General features: G+C 43.9%; 15 protein-coding genes and 1 tRNA gene. 5 read left to right on the top strand and 11 right to left on the bottom strand.

From position 1 onward, the window contains the following. Window positions 1-255 precede the first annotated feature (255 nt). A complete protein-coding gene (gene tadA, locus KXU80_RS19210) occupies window positions 256-735 on the top strand; it encodes a tRNA adenosine(34) deaminase TadA (protein WP_219834798.1) in 480 nt (159 codons plus the stop codon). Here tadA and KXU80_RS19205 read toward each other — a convergent pair. Further along, a complete protein-coding gene (locus KXU80_RS19205) occupies window positions 718-915 on the bottom strand; it encodes an aspartyl-phosphate phosphatase Spo0E family protein (protein ID WP_219834797.1) in 198 nt (65 codons plus the stop codon). The two genes, tadA and KXU80_RS19205, sit on opposite strands and share 18 nt — an antisense overlap. Window positions 916-1227: 312 nt before the next feature. Between KXU80_RS19205 and KXU80_RS19200 the strand changes: the two genes are divergently transcribed. Together KXU80_RS19200 and KXU80_RS19195 are read left to right on the top strand one after the other, a co-directional pair. Next, window positions 1228-1304, top strand: a tRNA-Arg gene (locus KXU80_RS19200). A 233-nt stretch (window positions 1305-1537) separates the two neighbouring features. Then, window positions 1538-2287, top strand: coding sequence for an SDR family oxidoreductase (locus KXU80_RS19195; RefSeq protein WP_219834796.1), 750 nt, complete (start codon window positions 1538-1540; stop codon window positions 2285-2287). A gap of 59 nt (window positions 2288-2346) precedes the next feature. Here the strand turns inward: KXU80_RS19195 and KXU80_RS19190 are convergent, their stop codons facing one another. Both KXU80_RS19190 and KXU80_RS19185 read right to left on the bottom strand, forming a co-directional pair. Then, window positions 2347-4527 carry a right-handed parallel beta-helix repeat-containing protein gene (locus KXU80_RS19190; protein ID WP_219834795.1) on the bottom strand — a complete coding sequence of 727 codons (2181 nt, stop codon included), beginning with the start codon at window positions 4525-4527 and terminating at the stop codon, window positions 2347-2349. Between the two features lie 287 nt (window positions 4528-4814). Continuing rightward, window positions 4815-5309 (bottom strand): Rrf2 family transcriptional regulator, encoded by a 495-nt coding sequence (locus KXU80_RS19185; protein ID WP_219834794.1) that lies wholly within the window; start codon window positions 5307-5309, stop codon window positions 4815-4817. Between the two features lie 191 nt (window positions 5310-5500). Here KXU80_RS19185 and KXU80_RS19180 point away from each other — a divergent pair, with 191 nt between their 5' ends. Further along, window positions 5501-6148 carry an FMN-dependent NADH-azoreductase gene (locus tag KXU80_RS19180; RefSeq protein WP_219834793.1) on the top strand — a complete coding sequence of 216 codons (648 nt, stop codon included), beginning with the start codon at window positions 5501-5503 and terminating at the stop codon, window positions 6146-6148. A 90-nt stretch (window positions 6149-6238) separates the two neighbouring features. On the opposite strand, the gene KXU80_RS19175 is transcribed toward KXU80_RS19180, so the two are convergent. From KXU80_RS19175 to KXU80_RS19140, 8 genes are all read right to left on the bottom strand, one after another. Next, a complete protein-coding gene (locus tag KXU80_RS19175) occupies window positions 6239-7267 on the bottom strand; it encodes a hypothetical protein (protein WP_219834792.1) in 1029 nt (342 codons plus the stop codon). A 152-nt stretch (window positions 7268-7419) separates the two neighbouring features. Continuing rightward, a complete protein-coding gene (locus KXU80_RS19170; RefSeq protein WP_219834791.1) occupies window positions 7420-7575 on the bottom strand; it encodes a small acid-soluble spore protein P in 156 nt (51 codons plus the stop codon). 29 nt (window positions 7576-7604) lie between these two features. Continuing rightward, window positions 7605-7781 carry a hypothetical protein gene (locus tag KXU80_RS19165; protein WP_219834790.1) on the bottom strand — a complete coding sequence of 59 codons (177 nt, stop codon included), beginning with the start codon at window positions 7779-7781 and terminating at the stop codon, window positions 7605-7607. A 50-nt stretch (window positions 7782-7831) separates the two neighbouring features. Beyond that, window positions 7832-8179, bottom strand: coding sequence for a hypothetical protein (locus KXU80_RS19160; protein ID WP_219834789.1), 348 nt, complete (start codon window positions 8177-8179; stop codon window positions 7832-7834). A 329-nt stretch (window positions 8180-8508) separates the two neighbouring features. Then, window positions 8509-8919, bottom strand: coding sequence for a hypothetical protein (locus KXU80_RS19155; RefSeq protein ID WP_219834788.1), 411 nt, complete (start codon window positions 8917-8919; stop codon window positions 8509-8511). Beyond that, window positions 8912-9595, bottom strand: coding sequence for a DUF8453 domain-containing protein (locus tag KXU80_RS19150; RefSeq protein WP_219834787.1), 684 nt, complete (start codon window positions 9593-9595; stop codon window positions 8912-8914). Before KXU80_RS19150 ends, KXU80_RS19155 begins: the two co-directional genes overlap by 8 nt. Before the next feature lie 264 nt (window positions 9596-9859). Further along, on the bottom strand, window positions 9860-11092 hold the full coding sequence (locus KXU80_RS19145) for a HEPN domain-containing protein (protein WP_219834786.1): 1233 nt from the start codon (window positions 11090-11092) through the stop codon (window positions 9860-9862). Between the two features lie 142 nt (window positions 11093-11234). After that, a complete protein-coding gene (locus tag KXU80_RS19140; RefSeq protein ID WP_219834785.1) occupies window positions 11235-11849 on the bottom strand; it encodes a recombinase family protein in 615 nt (204 codons plus the stop codon). A gap of 220 nt (window positions 11850-12069) precedes the next feature. Between KXU80_RS19140 and KXU80_RS19135 the strand changes: the two genes are divergently transcribed. Beyond that, on the top strand, window positions 12070-12327 hold the full coding sequence (locus tag KXU80_RS19135) for a hypothetical protein (RefSeq protein ID WP_219834784.1): 258 nt from the start codon (window positions 12070-12072) through the stop codon (window positions 12325-12327). Window positions 12328-12418 lie beyond the last annotated feature (91 nt).

The following is a 12418-nucleotide window of genomic DNA, read 5'->3' as shown; positions in this document are numbered from 1 at the left end:
TGCGTATATCCGCTCACAAATGTTGAATACGTCATTGTTTAAGATAAAGTTGTGCACAGATTTCTCCCCATATTCACAAGCAAAGTGAATAGATTGTGAATAGAGTTGTGAATAAATTATAGTTATCCACAATTTTATACACAAGCTGTTAACAACGAATGCGTGTTCGTGGCACAATTCGAGCAATATCGACAGTCGTTCTTCGTCGAATAAGGCTTTTGATCGCAATAACAGCGTTAATGGAGGCATTCAAGTATGAATCAAACAGACTATTTTCAAGAAGACGATTACCTTTATATGCAGGCGGCTATAGAAGAAGCAAAGCGTGCAGAAGCCATTGGTGAAGTTCCGATTGGCGCGGTCATCGTGAAGAATGGGGAAATCATAGGCAGGGGGTTCAATCTGAGGGAGACGAATTTGGATCCGACCGCACATGCCGAGATGATTGCCATTCGGGAAGCCAGCCGCAATCTGGGTGCTTGGCGATTACTGGACTGCACGTTGTATGTCACGCTGGAACCTTGTCCGATGTGCGCGGGAGCGCTTGTTCAGAGCCGGATTCGAAAAGTAGTGTACGGCACAATCGACCCCAAGGCCGGTTGTGCCGGTACGCTCATGAACTTGCTTCAAGAGCCCCGGTTCAATCATGAGACCGAACTCGTCGGCGGGCTGCTGCAGCAAGAATGCGGAGAGTTGCTTACCCAATTTTTCCGTCGTCTACGAAAACGTATTTAGCTGGACACTCTTGACCAGTTCGTTCTTCTGAAGCTGTTGTAACGTCACAATAAGCTCATCAGCTGCTTCACTTATAGCAAGTACCTCAGGGTCAGTTAAACTTCCGCGTGCTTCGGCAGCTTCGAACAGCTTTATGCGGAGCACCTGCAATTCATGGAGTAATTTCATTTTGTCGTTCATGACGCCCTCGGGACAGCTCCTATCGCATCATCATCAGTTACAAAAAGTAACAACCTAATTATATACGTTGGAGGCTGTAATTTTTGTAAAATCTTGTCGACTAAATTTCGTATAAAGCGATAAATTTTCGACAATTTTCTACAAAATAACTTTAATTAGGGACCTATTTCTCACTTTTTTCTCCCATTTAGGACTATTTAACTTCCTTGTTCGACCACGCTGTGTCGGTTTATTACAGGCGATTACGCCATTTGGCACTGCCGATGGCAGTTGATTCCTCTGAGTCCTTCATGCTATTATTAACCTTACCGCGCGCCCGTAGCTCAGCAGGATAGAGCGACAGTTTCCTAAACTGCAGGTCGTACGTTCGAATCGTATCGGGCGCGCCATATATAATAACTCAAACCCTTGAGAATCAAGGGTTTTTTCTTTTTCACTAAACATCCCGTTCGCACACAATACAATATTGATAATTGTTGGTAAAGACATTATTTATAGAGGATATTTTTCAATACGTTTTTCTTAGTCTATTGTCACAGAGCAGTTCCCTTAGTCGTTTTATGTATGTACATTAAAATCAATGAAGAAAATCAAAAACATAGAATATCTAGGAAGAATAAATATGAAAATCGTAGTTATCGGTGGTACTGGAATGATTGGAACAAAACTTGGTAAAAAACTAATCGATCTTGGTCATGAGGTAGTCGCTGCATCACCTTCAAAGGGTGTTAATACGATTACGGGTGAAGGACTGGCCGAAGCACTTAAAGGTGCTCAAGTCGTGGTTGACGTTTCGAACTCACCATCTTGGGAAGATGCAGCTGTATTGGAATTCTTCGAAACGTCTACTCGTAATCTGCTTGCTGCTGAAGCAGCTGCTGGAGTCGGGCACCATGTGGCGCTATCCGTCGTCGGTACGGATGGTCTTCTATTTAGCGGTTATTTCCGTGCGAAGATGGCCCAAGAGAACTTGATTACTTCTTCTAACGTTCCTTATACAATCGTTCGCGCGACACAATTCTTCGAGTTCGCCAGCGGTCTCACCGCTATTTTCGCGGAGGACGATATCGTACGTACGCCGAACGCTTCGATACAAGCGATCGCTGGTGACGACGTAGCTGCCGCTTTGGTTGATTTCGCAGTCGGTGCACCATTAAATGGCCTTATAGATATTGCTGGTCCTGAACGGATTAGCCTCAAAGAATTCGTTACACAATCCATGCGTTCAACTCAAGATAATCGTCAAGTGGTCGCCGACGATAAAGTGACTTACTACTGTGCTCCAGTGACCGAACTATCCCTTGTTCCACAGAGCAGCAACCCACGTATCACTTCCACCCGTTTCGAAGATTGGCTTAAACGTCAAGCGTAATGTTAAAAAGCCCCTGTCTGGGGCTTTTTTTGATTTCACTTCTCAGCACGCATTGACTATCAAAGCTCTGCCCGCCAATTAAGTGTCACATTATTCGTACCCGTTACCGGTGCAATGCCGAAAGTTACTGTCAAGTTGGCGGCATCCGCCGCTACGCGCTTAACGACGGCGTTTCCAGCATCAATACTGACCGCTTGAACAAAATAAGCGGAAGGCACCGCACCCAATCCGTGCGGGATGACTTTCGTCATTGCTGCACCGTTGCCGTTGTACACAATTTGGCCGGATCTTTGAGATTTAATGAACCCGAACTCGGCCCACGTTCCCGGCTTACCAGATGCCACGCATACCCAACCTATCGCTGTCCCATCTGCAGGCGCTGTATGATACATGACGTCTCCAACGTAATATTGTTTAACTGCTCCCGAAGGAACTGCACTTCCGTAGAGAAGGCGTTTGCCGAATATGTTGTTGCCAGGCATCGTCAGAAACTGTACCTTATCGGTGTTATTCACAGAAACGAACTGACCGCCATATGCCACTTCATTGCCAACTAACGTGCAGTTAACGATATTGTCTTGTGTTGAGGGCAGGTTAATGGCATTCTGCCCTGGCACCTTGTTCAACGGCTGTCCCGTTGAAGTTATAATTGTCTGGTCCATCTCATTCATCACTGTGTTGCCGCAAGTGGTGAGACTCTTGATCCGGGTGCTCGATCCGAATTCAATGCCGCTGTAAAGCGTATAGCTTTGGCCGCCAGAATAATCGTATCCTGCCTGATAGTTGTATATATTATTGTTGTTGATAGCCGCCTGATGCATATGCGTCGAGAGGTTGGCGTTAATGTAGATGCCCTGGCGATGAACATGACTGATCGTGTTCCCTTCAACTTTCAGGGTACGCATGATTTCGCCGAGGTCACTCATCCGCCAAATATCCACAATGATGCCTAGCTTCCCGCCGCCGAATACCGTATTGTCCTGAATGGTACAATCATAGGCGCGGCTTACCACGATTCCGCTGCCTGTCGAGGTTCCGCCAGCCACACCTGCTGCGGGGTCAAAGACCGGGGCATAGATATAGTTGTCCTGAATTTTAACGTGATGCGACTCCACATAGATCGCATGATAATTCGTCCCATTTTGCGCGATTTCAGTGCCGTAATTATGAATGTTATTATCCGTGACAATGACGGTCGAGTTCGATTCCTGACCGATAAATATAGCCCATTCTCCACAGTTTCGAATGACGTTGCCTGATACCTTAATTTTTTGCATGTTCGATGAACCGATCGAAATCGCTTTGTGCGGGTGGTCATAGATGAAATTATTAACAATTATCACATCGCCTGGAATAACAGTTCCCGGCACATCCGGCATGGTATCTGTCGTCTTATAGCCGCCATCCCCCTCGATTCCCATGTCTCCGTTGTTATGAACGAAGTTCCCCGAAATCAAGAGCCGCTTCTGATAAGCAAACATAATGCCTTCGTCCATGTTGTCATGAACGATGTTGTTGGTCACTTCATAGTCGTATGAATAGGGACTCTCTTGCACCGATTGTCCAGGCAAGTACCCTCCAGATAATGAAATGCCGTTGCGGCTTACGCCATTGGAATAGGAGTAACCGTTTTGAGCCGTATACGCGAATTGTCCATTATGATGCACTTGATTCCTGCTAATAGCAACAAACGTGCAGCCATACGTATAAATGCCGGAATTCAGAAAGTTTCTGACCTCGCAATTCGTTATCGTAAGGTTCTTCACATACAGGCATTTGAATCCTGCACTATTCGCCTCTTTCAGATACCCCGTCTGGTCGATACTCGATGCGTTCCCGTCAAGCACCAAGCCGTCAAATTGAATATGGCTTCCGAAAGCGTCCTTCGTAAATGCCCGCCTGTCTGCCAGCGTCCCTGGAACGAACAGCGAGTTAATACCCCCGAAGAAATGATCGTTATCGTTATGAACGGTGGAAGCGATGACCTTGACTACGCTTTGTCCCTTGTTCCCGAAAAGAATCATATTGGACGGTACAATAATTGGCTTCCTGACATCCACCATATAGGCCGCGTCAGGCGCCGGGAAATAGACAGCTCCAATCCCTTTCCGACTTGCGTCAGCAATAGCAGCTTGGATAGCAGCCGTATCGTCATTGACGCCGTTTCCCTTTGTACCATATAAACGAACATCAACATAATTTTTCTTTAGGGCTAACGCTGTTGTGATTGCATCAACCATCTAATTGCCCCCCTTAAATCAATACTGCTTTTCCTACGCCCGTGACACCCTCCGGTCACTCGTCCTAATCTGAATCGGAAATAACCTGCAGCTTGATTCATCACAGGGAACATGAACACCGCTAGGATCTGCTATTTCAAAATATGCAGCTCGGATCCTACTTGTCCCTCGAATTGCAAACGTGTCCTATTCCTTGGCGCAGGACTGAAATTACCGCTTAATCAAAAGGGCTGCTTCCCGGTTGCCACCGCAGAAACAGCCCAATTCTTCGTCCCTTGCTCCACTCTCTATTGCTTCTTGCCAAAAAACGCCCGGGTATCCAATCGAGCCTGCGTCGGCAATACGCGGTCTAGTTCCTCATCCAACCACGATAATTTCTTGCTGCGCAAGTAATTTTGCATAGTCTCCTCGGCTTCGAGCATAACTAAATTAATCGAACACGCGCCTGTGGACACCGAACAGTCAGAGCAGTCGTTGTTACGATACAAGTACCCCTTATCTTTAATATTCTGGCATTGAAAAGCCGGTTTCTTGCCTTCGACGGCCTCCACGACATCCCAGAAGGAAATCTCGTCAGGCGTTCGCGCAAGCTTGAACCCTCCTTTAACGCCAGGAACGGACGTAACAATTCCGGCCCTCGAAAGCTTCGTAAACACTTTGGACAAGTACGTCTCAGGAATGCCTTGAAAAAAAGCAAGTTCCTTGATTCCGATTGTTGCCTCACTCGGGATTAAGTAAACCAGACAGTGAAGCGCATATTCCACTCCGATACTATATTGCATTGCCAACCCCCATTTCAGCATGGGTAAATTACTTCTAATCTATAGAATAATGGAGCCATTTGTCAATTGCAGTACTTTCCAAAAAAATTGATTTGACTTCAAATGGCGGCAGTCGTATATTAGAGTCAAATCAAATCGGCGATTAATTCTGTCGCCAATTGGACTATACTATACTTAGGAGTGATTCCACCATGGAAAAAATGCTTGTCATCAACGCGCATGCTACTGTCGACTCCCCGGCATCCGTAAGTCTTGAAGTCGGTAAACACTTTATTGAAGCTTACCGCAAATTGAACCCTAACGAAACGATCGAACAAATCGATCTGTACGCTGATGAGATTCCAGCCGTTGACGGCACGGTTCTTAGCGCTTGGGGTAAACTCGCTTCCGGTGGAGAGCTCACAGACGAAGAGAAACGCGTTACTGACCGTATGAACGAAGTGCTGCAACAATTCAAAGGCGCCAAAAAATACGTAATCATCATGCCGCTTCACAACTTCAACATTTCTTCCAAGCTGAAGGATTACATGGATAACATCTTGATTGCCCGCGAAACGTTCAAATACACGGAAAATGGCAGTGTAGGCCTTCTCAAAGACGGCCGCAGCCTGCTCGTTATCCAAGGCAGCGGCGGTATTTACACGAACAATGACTGGTACACGCAGAATGAGTTCTCCCATTTATATTTGAAATCGATGTTCGCTTTCCTCGGCGTTGAAGATTACCAAATCATCCGTGCACAAGGCACTTCCGTGCTCGACAAAGCTGTCGTGCTGGAGAAAGCAAACAAAGAAGCCGAAGAAGCAGCGGCACGTCTTGCCAAAAAAGTAACAGTCTAACCCCCTAAACAACTTGCACTAAACGGCTTCAACATCAAAAAAGGCGTTCATTTCCAGGTAGGAGATGAACGCTTTTTGTGATCCTTTTACTTATGAGCCGGCAGGCAGCAATGATTCTACAGGCACGGCATCTTTCGGCAGATCATATTCGAATTTTATCTCTTTATTAAGATCATCCATCGCCATATTGAAATGAATGGCCATCTTCAAAGCTTGCCCCGCATCGGTCTTCTCTACATTCATTTGGACGTCCTCGTAGGTCAAATAATCGTCCTTGATTCCGCCGGTAACCTCAAAGGTATGAATGCGAACAGCCTTCTTCAAGGTCTCGGCTGTTACTTCCTTCTTGGACGCCTCCAGTTGTTCCTTTGAGAGCGGAAGTACTTTCATGTAAGCTTCGTTCTTCAGCAGTAGATCAATGATGGCAGGCATCGCCTTCTCCGCGATTGCACTTAATGCCGCATCGGCATTCTGTTCGTTAACGGACATCCTTATGAAGCGGTCGCCTTTATAGTCGGCGGGAAGTCCTTTCACGTCGGCAGCTTCCGGCTCACTGAAATACGCTTTCTCATCTAAACTGTCAAACAGTGTCTTCAGCACATCTTGGCCAAGCTTCTGCACATCAGACTCAGCGGAAATATCCGGCGTTCCCTGCTCGGCTGCCAGCTTCTTGGCATCAATTTCTACGAATTTGCCGGCGATCGTATCCGGAAGCGGAACACCCGGAATTTGCGGCACCTTGATCCACACTTTCTCCTTCGTAATAATGACCGGGACGACGGCCGTTATCTTCACATCGCCGCTGCCAAGTGTAACGTCAAAGGTCATCTCTGCACGCTGCGGGTCTTTCTGCACCGCGCCATGGATTTGAATCACTGCTCCCTTAAGCAGAATCGGCAGGGCTGCCATAACAGGCGAAGCAGCCTCCGCGCCGGCAATTGGCGGGAGCGTAATATCATCAATCGTAAGCGTTCCTTTATAGGTCATGCTTGTGGCCGCACTCGTCTTCGTCATCGCATCCAAGATAGCGTCTTTGGGCGAACCGGAGGAGCTGCAGCCTGTCAGCACAGCGATCCCCGCAGCAAGCAGCAATATTGTACCTTTCTTCCAACCTTTCATTTCCAAACCCCTCCCTTTATATGAGCAACTTTCATTTTAACCCATCGCCTGGAAATCTGGAAGACCAGACATACATCCCCTCCACGTGAAAAAGCCCCTTAATTCCGGAATGGATTCCGGGATCAAGGGGCAATCATACAGGTAAGAGTGCACTAGCCTTCAGTGTTATGGTGACTTACATGGTTAGCCTGCTTCGTTTTCTTCGAGCCTGACAACGGCTCTTGCGGCTGTGATTGCGATTGACGCGATTTGGGCCGCTGCCCAGCGTACGGATCTGGCACCGGGACGCTCTTTGATTTACCGCCCATCAGATGGCACCTCCTTCATGATAGATGAATTAGCTGCGGGAGTGGTACAAATCCGTAGGCTCGTCATGGTTCAACTGCGATTGATGCCTCCTGTCATTCGTATCTTGCTGCAGCTGCTGCGCTTGGTGGCTGTTGACCGGATTTTGATCCAGGTCCTCTACGACATTGCTTAAATTCTTATCTGCCGTTCCTTTAACCTTTGTCATCGCTGCTAACCCGCCTTTACTTGTGAGTACCTAGCTCGCTCATACCTGCCTTATGCGTGAGTCAATTCGTGCAGAGCTTGGGCACACTCATGAATGTGCCGTCTGTAGTCCTCCACCAGCTGCTGGATAATGTCGGTCCGCTCATCTACCGAACGGCCGTCCTTCTCCACGTCAATCAGCGTCGTCTGAATTTCGCGGTTGTCCACATAGGTCACTTTGAAGTCAAAGGTGTACATCTGATGCCCCGCTGTTTGAATCGTCAGACGCAGTGCCCTAGGGTCCGCTTCGTCGGCCATTACCTCTGCACGATCAGCCTCATTAAGCGTATCTGGGAGCACACGCTGCCAAGCTGCCGTCAGCTCCTGCTGATCAATGGACAATTCGTCACGTTTACTCATTTGGCTTACCACCTCCAAGCCTTAATATGCGGCTCAGAGTCCCTTTTTATGCGGGAGCCGGATAGGCGGTACTTGACTGCGGATGATGGAAATGCAAAAAACGCCCAAGCGATTGCCCGCTTGAGCGCTGTTATTTATGATATGGCGGAGAGGGTGGGATTCGAACCCACGTGGGCTTGCACCCTAACGGTTTTCAAGACCGCCCCTCGTTATAAAAACCCGCCGTCCTTTTTACTGACTGAGTTTAAGGCACTTTATGGTTGAACCGCTACAGCGGTCTAAGTATTAACGTATATTTTGATCACTGACCGATAGACAACTTCATTTTATTATCTTCCGATGCCTAAGTCAATTATTTCATGTTCCAGTGCTGAAAACTTTGAGGCAAAAAATCCAGGATTTCCAAATTGTAATTTTGAATCAGCTAACGAAACAAATGTAAGCAAGTGTCTTTGTTTTTTACAATAACCAACAATCGCTATATCGTCTCTGCCTTCAAAGGCATATGGATTTAAAAATAATAAATATGGTACTGAGCAAAAATATCCCTTGTATGAAACATCAATAGTTTTATGGTCTTGAATCCAATGGTCTCCAAACTCAGATACTCCAACACGCTTTTGATTAATAAATAAATATACCCTTTCAATAGAAAAGTGTTCCACGCCTACATAAAGAGAACTATTTTCTAAAATAACGGGATTAACTTCTTTATCCTTTCTAAAAAGGGCTTCAATCATTTCTTTCACCACGTTCAAAGGTTGAAATTAATAACGCATGCTTTAGCTCCTCAATTTCTTTTACCAAATCCGTCATATCCTTATTTATTATCTGTCTTTGCCCTTTTCTTTCTTCAAAATTAATTTCAAACTTACGTTTGATTTGTTTGTTTGATCGCGATTCTCTTAGAAATCTAAAGTAGGTAATAGTTGCCTCAACAAGTTTTGGTTTTGCCGAATTGAAGTAATCTGGAGCAGTATCAAAAAAGAAAAGAACTTCCTCTCCTTTTTCTAGAATAGGCATTCTTTTGAACATTCCTAAAGTGTTAAGTGTCCCCTCTCCATAAGGTAAATCAGGTGTGAACATCACATTTATATCATATGCAGGACCGCCACCCGTATTTTTTAATACAAAATAAAGGAAATTAGAGTTTTTTCTATCTGGCAACAATCTAATAGTCACTGCTGGCTCTTCGATACTCTCTCGCTGTTTCCGTGCCTCTCTTAATGTTAGATAAGTTATTATTAAAAGAACTAACCCTCCAACAGCGGCAACAGCAGTAGATACTGCTGATAATTTTGAGTAGAAATTAAGATCAGCTTTATGATCATCAAAGACATGAACTAGGTGGAAGACTAATTCAAATAGTATTGCAATTAATAATAGTATGATTACTACACGAATAATTTTCAACATCTAGATACCACCTATAGTTTTCTTTGGACGATATGGAACGAATGATAACTCTTAAAATAAACCTTTGTAATACTTATTACATTGAAATGAAAACCAACGACACTACCTCGGCAAAGAAAATCTTTTGATTAGCTTATCACTATCAAACTTTCACTACTCCTGTCTATAGATCAAACAATGTCTCGGTCATCGCTAAGTAATCATCCACATTGAATCGACTTGAACTGCCTTGAAAAATCCATGTGGTAATAGTGATCTACTATATTAAGAGTAAATTACATTATAAAAATATCTACCATTGTCATCCATGCTAAGCCAGTGTTGGAAGCTACTTATATTCTGTAACGAGTCAGATTTACTTATGAAATATGAAGCTGGAATTGTAATTTGATTTTCGTCTTCAAATGTAAATGTTATCACTAACTCAGTATAATCGTCATCGGGGTCATCTTTAGAAAGATGCGCCTTGTAGGACTTATAATGAGAAATTTCATCTGTTTTACAGATTAGTTCCACGATCTCTTCTTCTGTAATTATTGTTTGTGTCTTCTCTTTGATGTATCGAGGTGCGCCGAGTAAAGACATAAATTCAAGTTCCGACAGCACTTCATCTTGAATTTTTTTTCCGCAAGACTTCACTAAAGCCCTACTTATTGCAATACCAATCCTCGTTATCATATGTATTTGTTCATCTGTAACTGACAAAGTGTTCCCGTGAACAAGTCTGCTCCTAAGTCCATAAAAATCTTTAACATCTTTATATATAGATTGACGTTCACTGAACGAATCCCCAACATATAAAGCAAGATATAACCTCAGTTTGAAACTGATTTGTTCTTTGTCTGTAGCTAAAAGGCTTTCAAGTGCTACTGCAAAATCTAGAATTGCATCCTCTGCGTATGTTTGATTTATTCCGGAGGTAAACTTCTTTGCAGAAAGCAACCACTTCTTCTCTCTGTTATTAATATGTGCATCTGCAACCGATACGAAAAAACCAACCAAATCTTGATTAAATCTATTTTGGGATGAACGCGTAAAGCTAAATGGATGGAACATATAATCTCGCTTGAATAGCTCGTCGCTAAATTCGATGTTCCTACCTGTTACACTGGGATTGGAAATTCCATAACTCGCACCACTGTCTTTTCGAAATCCGTGTATTTGCCCTAACGCATACGGACAACTATGAAAGATACATAGTGCCTGATGGGCAAGTGTTATTGAACCAAGTACATCATCTGCATCTTCAATTTTCTTGGAACCCATTGAATAGTACCGATTGTCCGTAGAAACAGCAACAAAATAATAATCAGGTTTCCTTGAATACTTATCCATTCTTGGATGATACAGATCGTCAAACTCATCTCTTCTTGGCATAATGTATATATATTTGCTTAACTGATATTGATTCTCATTGAGCTTTACTCCATATACTGACGCAATTGCGATACTTATTGCATCGGGAAATAGAGCGAATAAACTATCCAGCGTCCTCAATCCAAATACCTCCCATTGGTCAATTCTTATGTCTCGATAGATTGTTCAACATGAATACATTCCATATTTATACCAAATGTCCTGCAAAACGCAATGCATTGCCTTCGAGTCATGTAATGGTATAAAAAAAACACCCAACGGCTTAGTTGGATGCCTGTCTTTTCGCAAATTCATTTGCTCTTCGATAAAAAGTATTTGGTTTCATCTCAGCTCGTTTCATCGCATCTACAGCGGTAATGTTTCCACTTTTCCATTCCTCATATATACGAAGGAAATCTGTAGTAATCTCCTTCTTAGGTCTACCAAACTTTACTCCATTCTTTTGTGCGACTTCAATTCCCTCAGACTGTCTCTGCTTGTTCTTCTTACGTTCTTGTTCTGCGACATAAGACAACATACTTAAAAATTGATCTTCGAGTACCTTACCCAAGTCACCCATTGTCTTGAACTTACGACTATCAAACAGCGACTCATTTTCAAGTACAATAATATCTGCATTGACTTCTCTGGTCAGGTACTTCCATTCAGCGATAATCCCATCATAATCTCGTCCTAAACGGTCTAGGGCATCAAGGTACAGTAAATCTCCATTACGAATAACAAGTCGCATCGCTTGGTACTGAGGACGGTTGAAGTCTCTTCCTGACTGCTTATCAGTAAAAATATATCTATCTTCAATGCCTATCTCACGCATTTTTATTATTTGTCGTTCTGTGTTCTGGTCTTTCGTTGAGACACGCACATACCCAAGGTTCATATCGAGCATCCCCTTTGACATATTCTTAATATGTCAATAAGTATATCATGTTATTGAAATGTTTCATATATAATATTTATACATTTTGAAACATCTATATTGATGTGTTTCTCTATGTTGCAAAACGTATGCTTTTTGCAAGGCTATTAGAGGTTATTGACCGTATAGCCCAATCGACTGGATATGATTGTAAGGTGGAGTGATCTAGGGAGGGTGTACATTGCAAATACGAGAAATGCTTGTTGAGATGGAAGAAAGATTAGACAATATTAATGACCACACAGAATCAGTAAACGCTGTTGTAGATGCGCAGAGAGCCTTCTACACAATATTCGGCAAAGTAACTAGTACAGTGTCCAAGAAACAGTTCATGTTGCTTCTACAACTAGTAGATGCTACAAATTGGCTACGGGTATGTGAAGCGCACGCCGGCTATAAGATTGGCTTTCTTGATGCGGTAGATTTGTATAGAAAATGATTCTCCTCAACAGAGGGGGCTAGGTTTACAGACTGTTAACTCATAGCCCCCATAACAACGGGTTTAACACTTCCACTCCGCAATCCGATCT

It is taken from the genome of Paenibacillus sp. R14(2021), from assembly GCF_019431355.1.
Classification (GTDB): domain Bacteria; phylum Bacillota; class Bacilli; order Paenibacillales; family Paenibacillaceae; genus Paenibacillus_Z.
Note: the sequence above shows the minus strand (reverse complement) of the source record. Positions and strands in the feature narration are given on the sequence as shown.